Raw genomic sequence first — 19848 nt, 5'->3', positions numbered from 1 at the left:
GTCCGCAGCATACAAAGCCGAGGCCGCATCGCGATGAATCCCGCCACCGCCAACGCCTTGCCGCGCCTGTTGCTGGTCGAGGACGATCCGGTCAGCGCAGCGTTCCTGCGCGATGCCGCCAGCGCGTTGCCGGCCGAGGTGCAGGTCGCCGGCAGCCTGGCAGAGGCCGGTCGGGCGATCGCTCAAACGTACTTCGACCTGTGGCTGGTCGATGCCAACCTGCCCGATGGCCGCGGCGAGATCCTGCTGGATGCAGGCGCATGTGGCGCAAACACGCCCGCGCTGGCGCATACCGCCACCAATGACGCTGCCGCACGCGAACGATTGCTTGCCGCCGGTTTCATCGAGGTGTTGTGCAAGCCGCTCGGCGTGGCCGCACTGCATGCCGCGTTGCGCCGGCATTTGCCGCTGCCATCGCATCGTGTGAACGATGCGGCCTTGCCGGACTGGAACGATGCCGGCGCGCTGGCGGCACTCGGCGAGGTCTCCCATGTCGAGGCGCTGCGCCAATTGTTCCTGCGCGAATTGCCGGCACGACGCGCGCGGATCGTCGCGGCAGCCGGCGATGTTGCGGCGATGCATGCGGAGTTGCACAGGTTGTCGGCGAGTTGCGGGTTCGTCGGTGCGGATCGCTTGCGCGATGCGGTTCGCCTGTTGATGGCTAGCCCATCCGACCCCGCCGCGATGCATGCATTCGTGGTGGCCGCGGATGCGTTGATCGCGGCCTAGGCTTTCGGCGTGGCCAGCCGCCCCAGTTCACCGAGCATCTCCCACGACTTCAGGCCGCGCCCGCCCAGCTCGTGCAGGATCATCGCGCGCAAGGGCAGGCGCAGGCTGGCCAGATCTTCGGCATTCGGCATCGCGTCATCGCCCAGTGCCAGCAGTGCGCGCCCGGTCGCGCTCTCGCGACGCTCGCCCACGCGTTCGCCGAGGACGCGCCGCGGTCCGTGTTCCGCCTCCAGCCGATAGCGCGCGGCGGGGTCTATCGCGGTGCCATCACCATCGGTGACGTACTCGAACCCGCTACCGAGCGCCTCCAGCAGGTCGCGCTCGAAGCGGCGCAGGATCCACGCCAAGGGCTCGCCCACGCGCAAGCGTTCGCGCACCTGCGCATAGGCCGCATGCAAATCGGGCTGCGGGGCCTGGCGTGGCGCAAGCCGCATGCACAGTTCGTTGAGATAGAAAGCGCCAAGCGAGGCATCGCCGTGCAGCAGGGGCGCGGCATCGACCGCTTCCGCCGAGGTTAGCTGCGCCAGTTCGCCCCGCTGCACGCCGTCAAAGCGGATCGATTGCAACGGTTGCAGCGCCGCACGCAAGACATGCTTTTTCGGTCCCTGCACGCCACGCGCGACCAGGCCGATGCGGCCATGTTCGGCACTCAGCACTTCTACCAGCAGGCTGGTCTCGCGCCAGGCGCGCGCGTGGAGCACGAACGCCGGCTCGCCGACGAAGCGCATGTTCAACCCCTCCCCTTGCGCGAAGCGAAGGGGGAGGTTGGGAGGGGGTGTTTTTCCCTCGTCGCCAAGCGAAACCCCTCCCCGGCCCTCCCCGGCTTCGCAAGGGAGGGAGCACACATCAGTCGTGGTAACCGAGCGAGCGCAATGCCGCTTCGTCGTCGGACCAGCCTTCGCGCACGCGCACCCAAGTCTGCAGGAACACCTTGGCATCGAACAGGCGCTCCATCTGCCCACGGGCGCGCGTGCCGATCTCGCGCAGGCGCTCGCCGCCCTTGCCGATCACGATCGCCTTCTGGCCTTCGCGTTCCACCCAGACCACCGCGTCGATCCGGTACACCAGCTGCCTGCCGGTCACGTCTTCCTCGAACTTTTCCACCTCGACCGTGGTGGCATAGGGCAGTTCCTCGCCCAACTGGCGCATCAACTGCTCGCGCACCAGCTCGCCGGCGAGGAAGCGCTGGCTCTTGTCGGTGATCTCGTCCTCGCCGAACTGCGGCGCGGCTTCCGGCACCAGGCCCAGCAGGGTGTCGACCAGCGCCTCCAGTCCCTTGCGCTTGAGCGCGGAGAGCGGATGCACGGCGGCAAACTCGCGGCCATCGCTGACCTTGGCGATGAACGGCAGCAGCGCGCCCTTGTCCTTGATCTTGTCGACCTGGTTGACCACCAGTACCACCGGCAAGCCGCCCTCGCGGAGGGCATCGAAGGCCAGACCATCTTCCGCATCCCAGCGGCCGGCCTCGATCACCAGCACCGCCGCGTCCACGCCTTCCAGCGCGCCGCGCGCCGCGCGGTTCATCATGCGGTTCATCGCCTTGCCGGAGCGCTTGCCCTGCTCGCCATGGATGCCGGGCGTGTCCACCAGCTGCAATTGCCCGCCCGGGAACGTGGCGATGCCCAGCAACCGATGACGCGTGGTCTGCGGCCGGTTGGAGGTGATGCTGACCTTGGCGCCGACCAGGGCGTTGACCAGGGTCGACTTACCGACGTTCGGGCGCCCGATCACCGCGATCGCGCCACTGCGTTGGGACTGGTTGTTCATGCGTCGATGACCTGCATGGCAGCTTCGGCCGCCTGTTGTTCCGCGGCGCGGCGCGAACTGCCCTCGCCTTCGGTGGTGATGGCCGGTTCGGCCAGGCGGCAACTGACCCGGAAGATCCGGGCATGGTCGTCGCCGTGTTCCTCGACCAGCGTGTAAACGGGCAGTCCGCGCTGGCGCGCCTGCAGCCATTCCTGCAGCCGGGTCTTGGCGTCCTTGCCGACCTTGTTCGCCGGCGGCAGCCCCGCAATCAGCGGGTCGAACCACGGCAGCACAACCGCGCGGCAGGCATCGAAGCCGGCATCCAGGTAGATCGACGCGACCAGTGCCTCCAGTGCATCGGCGAGGATCGAATCGCGGCGATGGCCGCCGGTCTTCATCTCCCCAGGCCCGAGCACCAGGTTCGCGCCAAGATCCAGCGTGCGAGCGATCCCCGCCAGGGCCGACTCGCGGACCAACTCGGCGCGGCCGCGGGTCAGCGCGCCTTCGTCGGCCTTCGGCCAGTACCGGTAAAGCGCCTCGGCGATGAACTGATTGATCAGCGCATCGCCGAGGAATTCCAGACGTTCGTTGTGCGGACTGCCGGCGCTGCGATGGGTCAGCGCCTGATCGAGCAAAGCCGGGTCCGTATAGACGTGCCCGGCGAATGCGCGCGGCGCCAGGTCATTGCGCGGCTGCGCCACGCACCAGGGCCTGCTCTGCATGGAACTTGCCGACCACGTCGAGGTTGGCGATCAATTCTTCGCGGCGCTCGTAGTCGACGCTGAGGTTGAAGCCGCTGTCGGTGGTCTCGATCTTGAGCATGTCCGGCTTGATGATCTTCACGTAGTCGATCTTCAGATGCCTTGCGAACATCCCGCGGATCGCGTCCTTGGAGGTAGCGCCAGCGCTCTGCTCGTTGGCGATGCTGGCGAGCGCTTTCTTCACTGAATAGAACTCGATGTACATCGGCACGATCTTCATGCCGCAGAAAATGAAGAGGATCACCACGGAAAGGGTGATCAGGAACCCCAGCATGGTCATGCCGCCTTGCTTGCGCTTCATTGGTGCTCCCCTTTCCGACGGTCGATACATCAAGGAATCCGCTTGCCGATCCGGGAAGTGTCCACCCAGTGGTCGGCCTGGCGGTCGAAATTCATCCACACGATCATCGCCTTGCCGCGCAGGTTGGACTCCGGCAGGAAGTGCGTCTCCCAGAACCGGCTGTCCTCGCTGTTGTTGCGATTGTCGCCCATGACGAAATAATGCCCCTCCGGCACCGTCCAGTCACCCTCCCCCTGGTAAGGCAACGGGGTGTCGTCGCGGCGCAGGACAAAATGCGGCCGTCCGGGAAGGCCCTCGGTAAGTCTGGAGGCACCGGTCATCTCGGCACCTTGGCCCAGTCCCTGGTACACGCCTTCCATGCGATAGGGCACTTCGCGGCCGTTCACGGTCAGCTTGTTGTCGTGGTACCCGACTGTGTCGCCGGGCAGGCCGATGACCCGCTTGATCCAGTCCTGGCGCGGGTGGTGCGGCGGCCGGAACACCACCACATCGCCTCGCTCAGGCGCGCCATTGGCCAGGAACTTCTTGTTGGTGATCGGCCAGCGCAGGCCGTAGGAGAACTTGTTGACCAGGATGAAGTCGCCGATCAGCAGGGTGGGCATCATCGAACTGGACGGGATCCGGAATGGTTCGGCGACGAAGCTGCGCAGGCCCAGCACCAGCACCAGGATCGGGAAGAAGGCCTTGGAATAGTCCACGGCCACCGGTTCCTTGACCTCGTCCAGCGGACCGGCGGCGGCGGCGCGGCGCTTGGCCAGGAACAGCTTGTCGAGCAACCAGATGAAACCGGTCAACGCGGTCAGGGCGACCAGGATCGTCTCGAACCACACCATCATGCGAACGTCTCCATATGGCCGCGCTTCCGCCCTGCGGCCACCTGCCTGCAAGGGGAGAAGGAAAAGAAAATCACTTGCTGTCCATCTGCAGCACCGCGAGGAAGGCTTCCTGCGGGATTTCCACGCTGCCGACCTGCTTCATCCGCTTCTTGCCGGCCTTCTGCTTCTCCAGCAACTTCTTCTTGCGGCTGGCATCGCCACCGTAGCACTTGGCCAGCACGTTCTTGCGCATCGCCTTGACCGTGGTTCGGGCGATCACCTGCGCGCCGATCGCAGCCTGGATCGCCACGTCGAACATCTGCCGCGGAATCAACTCCTTCATCTTTTCGGTCAGCTCGCGGCCACGTCGGTCGGCATGGCTGCGGTGGACGATGATGCTCAACGCATCGACCTTGTCGCCATTGATCAACGTGTCCACGCGCACGAACGGGCCAGCCTCGAAACGCAGGAAGTGGTAGTCAAGCGACGCATAGCCGCGGCTTACCGATTTCAGCTTGTCGAAGAAATCCAGCACGACTTCGGCCATCGGCAATTCATAGCTGACCTGCACCTGGCTGGCCATGTAGGTGATCCCGACCTGCACGCCACGCTTCTCCTCGCACAACTTGATCACGTTGCCGATGTAATCCGGCGGGGTGAGGATGTTGGCGCGGATGATCGGCTCGCGGATTTCCTGGACCTGATTGATCGGCGGAAGCTTGGCGGGATTGTCCATCGGCACGATGCCGCCATCGGTCTTCAGCACCTCGTAGATCACCGTGGGCGCGGTGGAAATCAGGTTCAGGTCGTACTCGCGCTCCAGCCGCTCCTGCACGATCTCCATGTGCAGCATGCCCAGGAAGCCGCAACGGAAGCCGAAGCCCATCGCCTCGGAACTCTCCGGCTCGAAACGCAGGGCGGCATCGTTGAGGCGCAGCTTGTCCAGCGCCTCGCGCAGGTCCGGGTAATCCTCGGCATCCACCGGGAACATGCCGGCGAATACGCGCGGCTGCATTTCCTGGAAGCCGGGCAGCGGGCCCGGCGCGGGATCGCCCGCCAGCGTCAGGGTGTCGCCGACCGGTGCGCCATGCACGTCCTTGATCGAGGCGTGCACCCAGCCCACCTCGCCAGCACCGAGCTTCGTGAGCTCCTTGCGCTTGGGAGTGAACACGCCGACCTTGTCGACCTGATGGGTGCGGCCGGTCGACATCACCAGCAGCTTGTCGCCCGGCTTGATCTCGCCCTGCATGACCCGGACCAGGCTGACCACGCCCAGATAGTTGTCGAACCACGAGTCGATGATCAGCGCCTGCAGCTTGTCGGTGTCGCGCGGCGTCGGTGGCGGGATGCGCTTGACGATCGCCTCCAGCACATCGCGTACGTTGAGGCCGGTCTTGGCGCTGATCGCCACCGCGTCCTCGGCATCGATGCCGATCACCGCCTCGATTTCTTCCTTGACCTTGTCGACGTCGGCGGTCGGCAGGTCGATCTTGTTGAGCACCGGCACCACTTCCAGGCCCTGCTCGACCGCGGTGTAGCAGTTCGCGACGGATTGCGCCTCGACGCCCTGCGCCGCGTCCACGACCAGCAACGCGCCTTCGCAGGCGGCCAGCGAGCGGCTGACTTCGTAACTGAAGTCGACGTGGCCGGGGGTATCGATGAAGTTCAGTTGGTACGTCGTGCCATCCAGCGCCGTGTACGGCAGCGAGACCGACTGCGCCTTGATGGTGATGCCGCGCTCGCGCTCGATCGGGTTGGAATCGAGCACCTGCGCTTCCATCTCGCGGTCCTGCAGGCCGCCGCAGAGCTGGATGATGCGATCGGCCAGCGTCGACTTGCCGTGGTCGATGTGGGCGATGATCGAGAAGTTGCGGATGTTCCGCATTGAATCGTGCTGCATGGAGACTCGGCTGTGGGGCTGCGACGGCAGCGGGTCGCAGCCTGTCTGGGGGTTAGCTGATCATTATCGCACAGCCCCGTCCGTGCCCAGCCGGCACGGACGGACGCCACCCGCCGAACTCAGTCCCCGCTCGGATTGATCGTCAGGTACTGGGTGCCACCGCCCCGGCGCACCAGCAGCATCACCGGCTTGCCAGTGCCGAACGCGCGCAGCTGGGCATTGAGGGTGGCGGCACTGGACACGTCATTGCGTCCCACGGCCAGGATGACATCGCCGGGGCGCAGGCCGGCCTCACGCGCCGCCACGCCTTCCACCCGTGCGACCAGCACGCCCTCACCCGCTTCCAGGCCGAGCCGACTGCGCTGCTGCGGGTCGAGGTCTTCGCCGACGATGCCGAGCGCGTTCGCCTGGGCGGCGGCAGCCGGACGCGGTGCGCCATCCGCGCCGACAGCGGGGCCGGCGGTGGCTTCGGTCAGTTGATTGAGGGTCGCAGTGACCGTGCGTGGCTTGCCGTCGCGGATCACTTCGATCGACACCTTGGTGCCCGGTGCCATCGCGCCAACGATCGGCGGCAGGTCGCTGGAGTCGTACACCGGCTGGCCATTGATGCTGCGGATCACGTCCTGGCGGAGGATGCCGGCGCGTTCCGCCGGGCTGCCCGGCTCGACCCGCGCGACCAGTGCGCCATTGGGCTCGGCCAGACCCAAGGCCTTCGCATTTTCGCGGGTGATCGCCTGGATCTGCACGCCCAGCTGCCCGCGGGTGACCTTGCCGGTGGCCTTGAGCTGCTGCACCGCGTTCATCGCCACATCGATCGGGATGGCGAAGCTCACGCCCATGTAGCCGCCGGAATTGCTGAATATCTGCGAGTTGATGCCGACCACCTGGCCGCGCGTGTCCAGCAACGGACCGCCCGAGTTGCCGCGGTTGATCGCCACGTCGGTCTGGATGAAAGGCACGTAGCGCTGACCCGCATACGGGTTGGCGCGACCGACCGCACTGATGATGCCGGCGGTCACCGAATGATCCAGCCCGAACGGCGAACCGATCGCGACCACCCACTGCCCGGACTTGAGCGTGCGCGAGTCGCCGATGCGCAGGCTGGGCAGGCCGCTGCCGTCGATCTTCAACAACGCGACGTCGGACTGCTCGTCGCTGCCGACCACCTTGGCGACGAACTCGCGGCGATCGGTCATCCGGATCCGCACCGTGTCAGCACCATCGACGACGTGGTGGTTGGTCAGCACGTAGCCGTCGGCGGAAATGATGAAGCCGGTGCCCTGCGACATGCCACGCGGGCGCGCATTCGGTCCGCCCGGGCCACCGGGCATTCCGGGCATCGGGCTCATACCGGGGCCAAAGAAGCGCCGGAAGAACTCCGGGATTTCCTCGTCATCGGGCATCTGTTGCTGGCCTCGCTGGGGGGCCATCGCCTGCGACTTGTTGCCGATCTCCGCCTGCACGCTGACCACCGCGGGACCGACCTGGTCGACCAGCCGGGTGAAGTCGGGCAAACCGGCAACCAGCTCGGGGGCCGGGGCTTGCACCGCCGATTGCGCGGTCGCCACGCCGTACCAGGTGCCAGCCCCCAGCCCGGCAACGGCCAAGGCAACGGACAGGACCAGCGGGCGAAGCAATGGAGTCTTGGCAGCAGTCATCGTCGACGAATCCTCGTACGCATGAATGGATCGGATCGGTTGGATCGGGTCGTGCACGCGCCGCTCAGGGTCGGCTGCTGGCATCCGCAGGGGCAGACTCGGGTGCGGATTGCGAAGCGGCAGGCGGCGGGATTTCGGCCAGCGCGGGCGACTCGAACGGGTTGTACGGCGCTTCGGCACGAACCTGTCCGCCGAAGCTCGCAGCCAGCGGATTGCCGGCGTATTGCGGCAGTACCGAGCGCGGCCACGGCCGGGTCACGATGTCGGGTTGCGGCGCATCGATCGGCAGATTGGCGGTAGCCAGCGCTTCGATCTGGCGCTCACGCTGTGGTGCGGTCGAAATGCGTGTGGCCTGCGTGCTGCTGGCGCTGTTGCGGCTGCGCTGCGGTCGCGCCACGGCGGCGATGGCGGTCGCAGCGACCAGGGTCTCGCTGGCCGCAGGCAGCGACGGTGCAGCAGGCTCGGGCAACGACGGGACCGGCGCAGGATCGAGTTGGGTCGAGGCTGCAGCGACCAGCGGTGGTGGTGCCACGCCGGGTGTGTCCGCAACGGGTTGCCTGGCGACGAAACCGACCACCACCGCCAGCGAGGCCGCCATCGCCGCACCACCGCCCCAGCGCAACCACGTCGGCTTGCGACCGGGCGATGCGACCGTCTTCGACGGCTGTTCGTCCTGCTGCAACGCCAGCGCGACGCGCGAGGCGAAATCCGCCGGCAGCCGCTGCGCCGGGGCAAGCCCGCGCATTACTTCGCCACCCAGTCGCCATCGTTCCCAGCATTCGGCCAGCGATGCATCGTGCTGCAGTCGACGCAGCAGAAAACGGGTTTCGTCCGCCGGCAGCGCGCCGTCCATCAAGGCGGACAACTGCTCGCGGCTGCTGAGTTGGGTCAGGGAATTGGCGCGGAGTGTGGTGTCGTGGGTCATGGCGGCGGGCTCAGGCGTGCGAACGCTTGCGTTCGTCGTGGTCCAGCAGGGGTTTCATGCGCTCGTCGATCGCTTCGCGGGCACGGAAGATGCGCGAACGCACCGTGCCGATCGGGCAATCCATGCGCTCGGCAATCTCTTCGTAGCTCATACCTTCCACTTCGCGGAAAGTGATCGCGTCGCGCAATTCGGGCGGCAGGTCTTCGACCGCGCGCAGCACCGTTTGTTCCAGTTGCTGGCGCATCAGTTCGCGCTCGGGCGTGTCGTTGTCGCGCAGGCGCAGGCCGGACTCGAACTGCTCGGCATCCTCGATTTCGATATCGTCGGTCGGCGGCTTGCGGTTGCTCGACATCAGGTGGTTCTTCGCGGTATTGACCGCGATCCGGTGCAGCCACGTGGAGAACTGCGCGTCGCCGCGGAAGCCGCCGATGGCGCGATAGGCTCGGATGAAGGTGTCCTGGGCCACGTCCTGGACTTCCGACCAGTCGTGGATGTAGCGCGAAATCAGCGCAGCCGTCCGGTGCTGGTACTTGCGCACCAGCAGGTCGAAGGCGGCGCTGTCGCCGCGTTGCACGCGGGCGACCAGATCCTGGTCCAGGGCTTGAGACACGTCATCCTCGGCCATTGCGCGCCGGTTCCTCGTTGATGAGCCCGGTCGCGTCCGGGCCATGTGACAGCGATGATCAACGGAAGTTCCGCGCCAGTGCTTTTACCTGAAGGCGATTTGACAGGTATTCAAGACGGGCCGGGCTAGGATGCCCTTCCACTCGACTGGTATGGATGGTACGCGCATGGCCGATTCTCCCGCCGCAGGCTTCGACGGGCTTCGCCTCCGCCACTGGCGCCCCGAGCGCCGCGAGGACGGCGTGCTGGTCCTGCAGTTCGATCGCGCCGACGCCGCGGTCAACGCGTTCTCGCAGGACGTGCTGATCGAATTGGCCGACGTGCTGGAACGGATCGCCATCGACCCTCCCAAAGGCGTGGTGATCGCCTCGGCCAAGGCCAGCGGCTTCATCGCCGGCGCCGACCTCAAGGAATTCCAGGAGTTCGACCGCAAGGGCACCGTGGACGATGCCATCCGTCGAGGCCAGGACGTGTTCCAGCGACTCGCCGAACTGCCCTGTCCGACGGTGGCCGCAATCCACGGTTTCTGCATGGGCGGCGGCACCGAAATCGCACTGGCATGTCGCTATCGCGTGGCCAGCAACGATGCCTCCACCCGCATCGGCCTGCCGGAAACCCAACTCGGCATTTTCCCGGGCTGGGGCGGCAGCGCGCGACTGCCTCGCCTGGTCGGTGCGCCTGCGGCGATGGACATGATGCTCACCGGTCGCGCGTTGTCGGCGAGTGCCGCGCGTGGGATCGGGTTGGTCGACAAGGTCGTCGAACCCGCATTGCTGATCGATGCCGCGGCCTCGCTGGCGCTGCGTGGCACGACGCGCCCGTTCAAGCAGCGCGCGCTCGGCTGGGTCACCAACACCTTCGTCGCGCGCAAGTTGCTGGCGCCGCAGATGGCCAAGCAGGTGGCGCGCAAGGCCAAGAAGGATCACTACCCGGCGCCGTATGCGCTGATTTCCACCTGGCAGCGTTTCGGCGGCAAGAGCCTGCAGGCGCGGCTGGATGGCGAGCGCCGTGCGGTGGTGAAACTGGCTGGCACGACCACTGCACGCAACCTGATCCGCATCTTCTTCATGACCGAACGCCTGAAAGGCCTTGGCAAGGGCGATGCCGGCATCCGCCATGTGCATGTGGTCGGTGCCGGGGTGATGGGTGGCGACATCGCTGCGTTCGCCGCCTACAAGGGCTTCGAGGTCACCCTGCAGGATCGCGAGCAGCGTTTCATCGATGCCGCCATGACCCGCGCGCAGGCGCTGTTCGACAAGAAGGTCAAGGATCCCGCCAAGCGTCCCGCCGTTGCACAGCGCCTGCAGGGCGACCTTGCCGGCGATGGCGTGGCAAAGGCTGATCTCGTCATCGAGGCGATCATCGAGAATCCCGAAGCCAAGCGCGCGCTGTATGAAACCCTCGAGCCGCGGATGAAACCCGACGCGCTGCTGACCACCAACACCTCGTCGATCCCGCTCGACGACCTGCGCGGGCACATCGCGCGGCCGGCGCAATTCGCCGGCCTGCACTACTTCAACCCGGTCGCGCAGATGCCGCTGGTCGAGATCATCCACCACGACGGCATGGCGCCCGAGACCGAGCGCCGGCTGGCCGCGTTCTGCAAGGCGCTGGGCAAGTTCCCGGTGCCGGTGGCGGGCACGCCCGGCTTCCTGGTCAACCGCGTGCTGTTCCCTTACATGCTGGAAGCCGGCACCGCCTACGCCGAAGGCATCCCCGGCCCGGCGATCGACAAGGCGGCGGTGAAGTTCGGCATGCCGATGGGTCCGATCGAACTGATCGACACCGTTGGCCTGGACGTGGCCGCCGGCGTGGGCCGCGAACTCGCGCCGTTCCTGGGTCTGGAAGTACCGGCGGCGCTGGCGCAGGTCGATCCAACCAAACGCGGCAAGAAAGACGGCCAAGGCCTGTACACGTGGGAGAACGGCAAGGCCAGGAAGCCCGAACTGCCGGCCGACTACAAGGCGCCCGACGACCTCGAAGATCGCCTGATCCTGCCCCTGCTCAACGAAGCGGTGGCCTGCCTGCACGACGGCGTGGTGGCCGATGCCGACCTGCTGGATGCCGGCGCGATCTTCGGCACCGGCTTCGCCCCGTTCCGCGGCGGCCCGATCCAGTACATCCGTACCGCTGGTGCCGATGCCTTGCTGGAACGACTCAAGGCCCTGCAGGCGAAATACGGCGAGCGCTTCGCGCCACGCCAGGGCTGGGACAATCCGGCGCTGCGCGAACCGCCGCAGTAATGGCCGCTTGAATCGCGATGCACGAACAGGGCGCTTCGGCGCCTTTTTCGTGCGGCGATGTCAGGGCTCGATGCCGGCCTCGGCCAGCATCGTCGCCAGGAACGCGAGTTGCGCCTCGCGGCGATCCGGACCGTCGTAGCGGCGCACGATCCAGGTCTCCTTCGCGCTGGCCTCCGCCTCGGGCGCGAGTGTCGTGTAAGGCCCGTGCACTTCCATTTCCAGCAGGCTGCCGGCCTGATCGTCAGGCAGCCAGTTCAGGTACAACTCGACCTGGCCGTGTTCTGGATGAATGCGTTCGCGCGGCTGCAGCTCGAAGCGGATCACGAAGGCCTGGCCGGCGCGGAAGCCGGCCATCCATCCGGCGCGTGGCTGGATGAATACCTTGCCGCGCCTGCCCTGCTTGCCGGCGGCGGGCGCATCCAGATCGAGGCTGAAGAACCCGCCTGCGGTCGCGCCCGACAGCCCGTCGAATCCGCCATCGACATCGTGGCGCAGGCGCACGTCGGCTTCGTTTGCGACCGGCACGTACACGCGCGTGTCGGCCGGCGCCCGACTGTTGAACCAGATATCCCAGCTCACCGGCGTGTCGCGGATGTTGCGCATCGTCGCGGAGGTTTGCAGCGTTCCCGATGTGCCTGCGGGCAAGGCGTAGCGGTACACCATGCGCACGCCGCTGACCGGGCTGGGTGTACCGCGCAGTGCGATGTGCTCAGCGGTCTGCCCGACGACCTCGGTCGCGGCGTACGACAGCCAGGGATCCGGCGGCCAGGGTGCCTGCGCTTCGCGCCGCGCAGGATTGGACTGCTGATGCATCCACCATTGCGATTGCGGGCCCAGCCAGACCTGATGGCCGAGGTAGCCGATGTCTCTTGCCTCCGCATCGACTTGGGGATCGGGTTGCGTGGCGACCGCATCGCCCACCTTCAACAGGTTCGGCGCACCGGGCAAGGACAGATGCAGCATGCGTCCGCCGAGCCGTGGCGAGACCTCGACGACGAGGCCCGCATCCACCAGACGCACTCTCGATGACGCGGCATCAGCATCGCCATCGCCTGCGAACACTGTCGGCAAGCACAGGGCCAGCAACATTCCGCAAGACCACAAGCACGCGCGAAATTGCATGATGCGACGCTCCGGCAAGATGCCGATCACATCGTCTGCGTCGGCTTGTCCGAATTGAGTGTGCCGGCCAGCGTGGTTTCGATCTTGCCGCGCACGGCCTCGCCCTCTGCGGTATCGGCGAACTGCACGCCGATGCCGGCGGGACGGCTGCCCTGCGCACCGGTCGGGGTGACCCAGCACACCTTGCCGGCGACCGGCAGGCGCTCGGAGGAATCCGGCAAGGTCAGCAGCAGGAACACTTCATCGCCGATGAAATACCGGCGGGTGGTCGGCACGAAGATGCCGCCCTGGCGCACATAGGGCATGTAGGCGTTGTAGAGCGACGGTTTGTCCTTGACCACCAGCGACAGGATGCCCTGCCGCGCTCCACCACCCATCGGACTGCTCATGCGTCATCCCCCGTTCGCGATGCCGGGCGTGCGTTGGACATCAGCACCAGGCAAGCAATGATTCGGCTACTGCAAGGTCGGCGCGCACCGTACTGCGCAACAGGTCGCGCGCGCGGTTGGCGGCGTCGAACCGCGCGGCCAGCGTGCGGGTTGCGGCCGAATCGGTCAAGCCCGCGGCATCGTGCAGGGCGAGTTCGGCAAGATGCTGCAAGCGTTCACTTGCCCGGCCATCGGCGACCCAGCGTTGCGCGACCTCGCCCACCGCGGCCTGGCCGCGACCGAGTGCCTGTACATCGTCGGCCACCGTGCGGCGCAGGGCCAGTCCATCGCCCGACGCCCACGCATCGGCCAGGCCGGGATGCCCGCGCGCGGCGTCCAGCGCTTCGCCGGCCGCCTTCGCCGCATGCCCGCGCGACAGTAGCCAGGCCAAGGCTTCCGCACGCGGCGGCAGGCGCACGTCCAGCCGCTGGCAACGGCTGCGGATCGTCGCAGGCAGGCGCGCCGGATTGGACGACAGCAGCCACAGGTAGCGACCCGGCTGCGGTTCCTCCAGCGTCTTCAACAGTGCGTTGAATGCATTCCAGTTGATCGCGTCTGCAGGATCGACGATGACCACCTGCGCGCCGCCCAGCTGCGGCGTCAGCGACAGCTTTTCCGACAGCGAGCGGATCTGTTCGATGACCAGCTCGGCACGCATCTTCGGCGGCGACGGCTTCAACTTCCACTCGTAACCGACCATCGACAAGTCGGGATGCGCGCTGTGCCCCCACGGATGGGACAACGCACCATCCGGCCGCGTTTCCAGCGGGTCGTACTGCGCGCGCGCGGCGAACAGCGAACAGCCCTTGCACGCGCCGCAGGCCTGGCCATCCGCCTTCGGCGAGCGGCACAGCACACGATGCGCCAGGTGTTCCGCCAGCACGCGCTTGCCGATCAAGGCGGGGCCGGTGATCAGGGTCGCATGGCCGAAATGGCCACCGTCGATGGCAGCAGCAGCGTGGTCGTAGGCGCGCTGCTGCCACGGGCTAAGCGCCGGCAACAGGCTCATCGCAGCGTCTCGCGATACGCCACCAACGCCGCGAGTGCGGCGGCGGCCACGCTCGCCGCGTCGGGACTGGCATCGATCACCCGGAAGCGATCCGGATGCTGCGCCGCGCGGGTGAGGAAGCCCTCGCGCACGCGCTCGAAGAAGCTGTCGCGTTCGCGCTCGATGCGGTCGGGCGTGCCGCCTCCGAGCAGGTCGCGACCGCGTGTGCGCTCGCGCCCGTGCGCCACGCCGAGGTCCAACAGCAGGGTCAGGCCGGGTTCGATGCCGACCACTCGCCGTTCCAGCGTGGCGATGAAGTCCTCGTCCAACCCGCGTCCCGCGCCCTGGTAGGCATAACTGGAATCGGTGAAACGGTCGCTGATCACCCACGCACCGCGATGCAGCGCCGGCAGCACCACCTCGCGCACGTGCTGCGCGCGCGACGCGAACATCAGCAGCAATTCCGTCTCTGCGTGTACCGGTTCGCCGGAACCGCCCAGCAGCAGCTCGCGAATGCGTTCCGCCAGTGGCGTGCCACCCGGTTCGCGCGTGCTCACCACGTCGAAACCATCGGCCAGCAATGCCTCGCGCAGGGCGGACAGCACCGTGCTCTTGCCGGCGCCCTCGCCGCCTTCGATGCTCAGCAGGCGCGGCTGGCGTTGCAGGGTTTGCGTCACTTCGGGGCGGCCTCGCGCTGCGCACGGTAACGCCGCAGGTACTCGCGGACTGCGGCGTTGTGCGCATCCAGCGATGGCGAGAACACATGCCGGCCGCTACCATCGCCAACCGCGACGAAATACAGCGCATCGGCGTCGGCCGGCCGGGTGGCCGCACGCAACGCGGCCTTGCCCGGCATCGCGATCGGGGTGGGGGTCAGGCCGGCGCGGGTGTAGGTGTTGTACGGCGTGTCGGTGGTCAGGTCGCTGCGGCGGATGTTGCCGGCATAGGCCGCGCCCATGCCGTAGATCACGGTGGGGTCGGTCTGCAGACGCATGCCGATCTTCAATCGACGCACGAACACCCCGGCGATGGCCGGACGCTCCTCGGCGATACCGGTTTCCTTTTCGACGATGGACGCGAGGACCAGCGCTTCGTCCGCGTTCTTCAACGGCAGGTCTTCGGCGCGCGTGGCCCAGGCTTCGTCCAGCGCCACTTGCAGTGCCTTGTGCGCACGCTTGAGCAAGTCGAGGTCACTATCGCCCTGTACCCAGGCATAGGTTTCAGGCAAGAAGCGTCCCTCCGGATGCTGTCCGGGATGCCCGAGCGCCTTCATCAGTGCGGCATCGTCCAGCCCCGCCGAATCGTGTTCGAGTCCATCCACCTTCGCCAGCGCGGCACGCACGTCGCGGATGTTCCAGCCTTCGACGATGGTGAAGTTGCGCCGCACCACCTTGCCATCGCGCATCGCCAGCAGCAGCGCGCGCGGCGAGGTGTCGGGCACCAGCGCGTATTCGCCGACCTGCAACTTGCCGGCGGCACCGGTCTGCCGCGCGAGCACCTGCCACTGCAGACGATCGCCCGTGTCCACGCCCTGCGCCTGCAGGGTGCGCAGGACCTTGTCCAGCGAATCGCCGCGCTTCACGACCAAACTGTCGCCCGCCCCGATGCCCACCAGCGGCGCATCGGCAAAGCCCTGGTAGCGCGTCCAGTACCACGCGCCGACCGCCACCGCCGCCAGCAGCAGGACAAGGAATGCACGACGGAAAAAACCGCCCGTCCGGCCGCGGCTCACGGCTTTGAACCTGCGTGTTGGAACATCGGATATGCCATCGCCAACCGTGCCTGCAATTCGTCGGTCGCCTGATGCGGCGACCACTCGCGCGCGCCCAATGCGCGCATCGGCAGGATACCGCGCACCGCGTTGCACAGCGCCAGGGCGTCGGCGTCGGCAAGGCCCTCGGGCGGCACTGCCGCGACCTCGACGAGATCCTGCGCCAGCAGCCAGGCACGCAGCACGCCGGCCACGCCGCAGGTCTCCACCGCCGGCGTGCGCCAGCGACCATCGCGCAGCACCAGCAAATTGGCCGATGTCGCGCACACCGGGTTGCCGGCCAGATCCTGCATGAGGCCTTCGTCGCATCCCGCGCGCACCGCCTCCGCACGGCCGAGCACCTGTTCGAGCCGGTTGCAATGCTTGATCCCGGCCAGCGCGGCCTGCATCGACAGGCGGGTTTCGCAGGGATGCACGCGCAAGCCAGCCAAGACCTCCGGCAACGGCTGCAGCGACAGCATCCACGTCGGCACCGCGTCCGCGGGTGGCGCGTAGCCACGCCCGCCTTCGCCGCGGGTCAGCAGCAGCTTGAGCACGCCGGCGTCTACCGCCGACACCATGTCGGCGATGCGTGCCTCGATGAAATCGACATCGGGCACCGCGATGCCCAGACGCCCGGCGCCTTCACGCAACCGCGCCAGGTGCTGCGGCCACAGCGGCAATGCGCCGCGATGCACGCGCATGGTTTCGAAGACGCCATCGCCGTAGTTCAATCCCCGGTTGGCGATCGAAACCGTGTCCAGACGATCGCGCCCCATGTATGCAGCGGATGTCATGGGGTTCGACTCACGAAGCGAGTATCGGGGAGCGGCTCAGTCGAACCCCATGGCGTCCGCACCCGGCGAGCTTGGAGGCCCTTCATTCGACGCCCAGCGCCCGCAGCATGCCGCGCGCCTTGGCCCGCGTCTCGTCGAGTTCGCGTTGCGGGTCGGAGTCGATCACGATGCCGGCACCGGTGCGGAAGCGCAGCTCCTGCCCTTCGGCTTCGCCGCTGCGGATCAGGATGTTCAGGTCCATGTCGCCGTCGCGATTCAACCAGCCCATCGCGCCGGTGTACGCGCCACGGCCCGTGCCTTCCAGTTCGGCGACGATCTGCATGCAGCGCACCTTCGGGCAACCGGTGATGGTGCCGCCAGGGAACACCGCGGCGATGACCCCACCCGGCGTCGCATCGGGCAGCAAGGTCCCGCGCACGTTGCTGACGATGTGGTGCACGTGCGCGTAGCTCTCGACAGTCATCAGCTCGTCGACCACCACGCTACCGGGCGTGCAGACGCGCCCCAGGTCGTTGCGCTCCAGGTCGATCAGCATCACATGCTCGGCACGTTCCTTTGGATGGCCGACCAGCTCGCGGATGCGCTCGGCATCGTCGTCCCCATCGAAACGCGGTCGGGTGCCGGCGATCGGGCGGGTTTCGACGACATCGCCGTGCACCGATACCAATCGCTCTGGCGACGCGCTGACCACGCTCCAGCCATCGCCACCGAAGATCCCGGCGAATGGCGCGGGGTTATTGCCTCGTAGGCGCTGGAACAAGCCGGCGGGATCGAGCGACCCCTTGAAGCGTGCCGTCCAGCCGCGCGAGAGATTGACCTGGAACACGTCGCCTGCGGCCAAGTACTCCAGCACACGCTGCACGCCACCGATATAACCTTGCGGCGCGTCTTCCTCGACTGCTGCGGGTGGCTGCCAATCAGCGAGTGCCGGCATCGCACGCGCGGGTTCGACATCCGCGCTGATGCGATCCAGCAAAGCGTCGGCATCAAGTTCCGCGATCGCGATGCATTCGCCGCTGACGCGATCCCGCAGCACAGCGGCCGGGCAACGCAGCGCGCAGGCGACGGGCAGCCCACCGATCGATTGCGGCAACCGCAGGACGGACTCGACCTGCTGCGCAAGTTCGTATCCCAGCAGCAGCGCCCAGCCACCGCAGAATGGCAGCTTGCTGCCCGCATCACGCGGAATGCGCAACGCCCGCCAGCGCGCATCGAGTACATCGAGAAATCGCCCGTCGAGCCGCGCGCCTGCCTGGTCGCGGACTACACCATCACGATGCAGGGCGAAGGATTCGCCTGCGTGAGCGAGCAACATGTCCCAGCGGCCATGCGCGCCGGTCGCGCTGGATTCCAGCAGCACCGGATAGCGCACCGGATCCAGCCGATGCAGGTCGAGCAAGTCGAGATCGGCGGGAAGAATTCGGGTGATCATCGGCACGGAGCACCCCATCGACGCGCTCCCCTGCATGCAAGGGAGTGCCTCGGCATCAGATGCGACGGAACACCAACGTGCCGTTGGTACCGCCGAAGCCGAATCCGTTCGAAACCACCACATCGACCTTCGAATCACGCGCGGTGTTCGGCACGTAGTCGAGGTCGCAGCCTTCGCCCGGCGTTTCCAGGTTGATCGTCGGCGGGATGATCCCGGTTTCCAGCGCCTTGATCGTGTAGATCGCCTCCACGCCGCCGGCGGCGCCAAGCAGGTGACCGGTCATCGACTTGGTCGAGCTGACCATCGTCTTGTAGGCGTGGTCGCCCAGCGCGCGCTTGATCGCCAGGGTTTCCGCCAAATCGCCGAGCGGCGTCGAGGTGCCGTGCGCGTTGAGGTAACCGACCTGGTCCGCATTGATGCCGGCGTCCTTGAACGCCATCGCCATGCAGCGCGCGGGGCCGTCCCCGTTCTCGCTGGGCGCGGTCATGTGGAAGGCGTCGGAAGACGCGCCAAAGCCGGCCAGCTCGCAGTAGATGCGCGCGCCGCGGGCCTTGGCGTGCTCGTATTCCTCCAGCACCAGGATCCCGGCGCCGTCGCCGAGGACGAACCCGTCGCGGCCGGCGTCCCAGGGGCGCGAGGCGGCGGCGGGATCGTCGTTGCGGGTGCTCATCGCCTTCATCGCGCAGAAGCCGCCCATCGAGGTCGGCGAACTGCCGCGTTCGGCGCCACCGGCGATCATCACGTCGGCGTCGCCGTACTGGATCATGCGCATCGCCATCCCGATCGAATGGTTGGCGGTGGCGCAGGCGGACACGGCGGAAAAATTCGGGCCCTTGATGCCGGTCAGCAGCGAGACCTGCCCCGGCAGCATGTTGATGATGGTGCTGGGGATGTAGAACGGGCTGATCTTGCGCACCCCGCCATCGTGCAGCTTCACCGAGGTCTCCTCGATGCCCCAGATGCCGCCGATGCCGGAGCCGATCAGCGCGCCGATGCGCTCGGCGTTGGCCTCGGTCACCTGCAGCCCGGAATCCTCCAGCGCCATCAGCGACGCAGCCACGCCGTAGTGGATGAAGTGGTCCATCTTCTTCGCGTCCTTCGGGTTCACCCAGCGGGTGACGTCGAAGTCGCGGATCTCGCCTGCGATCCGGGTCGGATAGCTGCTGGCATCGAAACCGGCCACCGGGCCGATGCCGGAACGGCCATTGACGATCCCGTCCCAGTTGCTGGCCAGGTCGTTGCCCAGCGGCGAGACGATGCCCATCCCGGTCACTACTACGCGTCGTTTCGACATGGCGATTCCTCGATTCGTTGCGATGTTGCGGCGGTGCAAACGCGCGGGGCCGCGTCAGCGGCCCCGGCGTCGAGACTCACGAAGGCGGATCAGGCCTTGACGTGCGCCTTGATGTAGTCGATCGCGGCCTGCACGGTGCTGATCTTCTCGGCTTCTTCGTCCGGGATCTCGCACTCGAACTCTTCCTCGAGCGCCATCACCAGCTCGACCGTGTCCAGCGAGTCCGCGCCGAGATCTTCGACGAACGATGCGCTGTTGCTGACGTCCTCTTCCTTGACGCCCAGTTGTTCGATGACGATCTTCTTGACGCGCTCTTCGATGTTGCTCATGTGCGG

The 19848-nt window shown here is 67.0% G+C and carries 20 protein-coding genes; 2 read left to right on the top strand and 18 right to left on the bottom strand.

Translation table 11 applies throughout. The features are described 5' to 3' along the window. Positions 1-33 precede the first annotated feature (33 nt). Positions 34-729, top strand: a complete 696-nt coding sequence (locus H9L16_RS10805; protein WP_187551704.1) for a response regulator — start codon at positions 34-36, stop codon at positions 727-729. Here H9L16_RS10805 and recO read toward each other — a convergent pair. The 9 genes from recO to rpoE form a co-directional block, all read right to left on the bottom strand. Further along, positions 726-1457 carry a DNA repair protein RecO gene (recO, locus tag H9L16_RS10800; protein WP_187551703.1) on the bottom strand — a complete coding sequence of 244 codons (732 nt, stop codon included), beginning with the start codon at positions 1455-1457 and terminating at the stop codon, positions 726-728. The two genes, H9L16_RS10805 and recO, sit on opposite strands and share 4 nt — an antisense overlap. Positions 1458-1575: 118 nt before the next feature. Continuing rightward, complete coding sequence (gene era / locus H9L16_RS10795; RefSeq protein WP_187551702.1) at positions 1576-2496, bottom strand: GTPase Era; 921 nt, start codon at positions 2494-2496, stop codon at positions 1576-1578. Then, the gene (gene rnc, locus H9L16_RS10790; RefSeq protein ID WP_187551701.1) at positions 2493-3197 is read right to left on the bottom strand and encodes a ribonuclease III; all 705 of its coding nucleotides are present in this window, start codon (positions 3195-3197) and stop codon (positions 2493-2495) included. The genes era and rnc overlap by 4 nt, the downstream gene beginning before the upstream one ends. Continuing rightward, the gene (locus H9L16_RS10785; RefSeq protein WP_187551700.1) at positions 3157-3537 is read right to left on the bottom strand and encodes a DUF4845 domain-containing protein; all 381 of its coding nucleotides are present in this window, start codon (positions 3535-3537) and stop codon (positions 3157-3159) included. Before H9L16_RS10785 ends, rnc begins: the two co-directional genes overlap by 41 nt. A 29-nt stretch (positions 3538-3566) precedes the next feature. After that, positions 3567-4370 carry a signal peptidase I gene (gene lepB / locus H9L16_RS10780; protein ID WP_187554152.1) on the bottom strand — a complete coding sequence of 268 codons (804 nt, stop codon included), beginning with the start codon at positions 4368-4370 and terminating at the stop codon, positions 3567-3569. A gap of 73 nt (positions 4371-4443) precedes the next feature. After that, positions 4444-6237 carry a translation elongation factor 4 gene (gene lepA, locus H9L16_RS10775; protein WP_187551699.1) on the bottom strand — a complete coding sequence of 598 codons (1794 nt, stop codon included), beginning with the start codon at positions 6235-6237 and terminating at the stop codon, positions 4444-4446. Positions 6238-6371: 134 nt separating this feature from the next. Beyond that, positions 6372-7910, bottom strand: coding sequence for a DegQ family serine endoprotease (locus H9L16_RS10770; protein ID WP_187551698.1), 1539 nt, complete (start codon positions 7908-7910; stop codon positions 6372-6374). Positions 7911-7974: 64 nt separating this feature from the next. Further along, a complete protein-coding gene (locus H9L16_RS10765) occupies positions 7975-8835 on the bottom strand; it encodes a sigma-E factor negative regulatory protein (protein WP_187551697.1) in 861 nt (286 codons plus the stop codon). A gap of 10 nt (positions 8836-8845) precedes the next feature. Further along, positions 8846-9460: an RNA polymerase sigma factor RpoE gene (gene rpoE / locus H9L16_RS10760; RefSeq protein ID WP_187551696.1), complete on the bottom strand. Its 615-nt coding sequence runs from the start codon at positions 9458-9460 to the stop codon at positions 8846-8848. A gap of 166 nt (positions 9461-9626) precedes the next feature. Between rpoE and H9L16_RS10755 the strand changes: the two genes are divergently transcribed. Next, complete coding sequence (locus H9L16_RS10755; RefSeq protein WP_187551695.1) at positions 9627-11702, top strand: 3-hydroxyacyl-CoA dehydrogenase NAD-binding domain-containing protein; 2076 nt, start codon at positions 9627-9629, stop codon at positions 11700-11702. Positions 11703-11762: 60 nt separating this feature from the next. On the opposite strand, the gene H9L16_RS10750 is transcribed toward H9L16_RS10755, so the two are convergent. The 9 genes from H9L16_RS10750 to acpP all read right to left on the bottom strand — a co-directional run bounded on the left by H9L16_RS10750 (position 11763) and on the right by acpP (position 19842). Beyond that, positions 11763-12713, bottom strand: a complete 951-nt coding sequence (locus tag H9L16_RS10750) for a DUF4380 domain-containing protein (protein WP_229796597.1) — start codon at positions 12711-12713, stop codon at positions 11763-11765. Positions 12714-12850: 137 nt separating this feature from the next. Next, positions 12851-13201, bottom strand: a complete 351-nt coding sequence (locus H9L16_RS10745) for a PilZ domain-containing protein (protein WP_425507266.1) — start codon at positions 13199-13201, stop codon at positions 12851-12853. Between the two features lie 52 nt (positions 13202-13253). Beyond that, a complete protein-coding gene (locus H9L16_RS10740; RefSeq protein WP_187554151.1) occupies positions 13254-14255 on the bottom strand; it encodes a DNA polymerase III subunit delta' in 1002 nt (333 codons plus the stop codon). Positions 14256-14257: 2 nt separating this feature from the next. Further along, positions 14258-14917, bottom strand: coding sequence for a dTMP kinase (gene tmk, locus H9L16_RS10735; protein ID WP_187551692.1), 660 nt, complete (start codon positions 14915-14917; stop codon positions 14258-14260). Beyond that, positions 14914-15972 carry an endolytic transglycosylase MltG gene (gene mltG / locus H9L16_RS10730; protein WP_187551691.1) on the bottom strand — a complete coding sequence of 353 codons (1059 nt, stop codon included), beginning with the start codon at positions 15970-15972 and terminating at the stop codon, positions 14914-14916. Before mltG ends, tmk begins: the two co-directional genes overlap by 4 nt. Then, complete coding sequence (pabC, locus tag H9L16_RS10725; protein WP_187551690.1) at positions 15969-16769, bottom strand: aminodeoxychorismate lyase; 801 nt, start codon at positions 16767-16769, stop codon at positions 15969-15971. Before pabC ends, mltG begins: the two co-directional genes overlap by 4 nt. Positions 16770-16869: 100 nt before the next feature. After that, the gene (locus H9L16_RS10720; protein ID WP_425507194.1) at positions 16870-18237 is read right to left on the bottom strand and encodes an aminodeoxychorismate synthase component I; all 1368 of its coding nucleotides are present in this window, start codon (positions 18235-18237) and stop codon (positions 16870-16872) included. A gap of 37 nt (positions 18238-18274) precedes the next feature. Beyond that, positions 18275-19513 (bottom strand): beta-ketoacyl-ACP synthase II, encoded by a 1239-nt coding sequence (gene fabF, locus H9L16_RS10715; RefSeq protein WP_187551689.1) that lies wholly within the window; start codon positions 19511-19513, stop codon positions 18275-18277. A gap of 89 nt (positions 19514-19602) precedes the next feature. Continuing rightward, on the bottom strand, positions 19603-19842 hold the full coding sequence (gene acpP, locus H9L16_RS10710; protein ID WP_187551688.1) for an acyl carrier protein: 240 nt from the start codon (positions 19840-19842) through the stop codon (positions 19603-19605). Positions 19843-19848 lie beyond the last annotated feature (6 nt).

It is taken from the genome of Thermomonas carbonis (genome assembly GCF_014396975.1).
GTDB lineage: Bacteria > Pseudomonadota > Gammaproteobacteria > Xanthomonadales > Xanthomonadaceae > Thermomonas > Thermomonas carbonis.
This window is presented reverse-complemented; position numbering and strand designations above follow the sequence as displayed.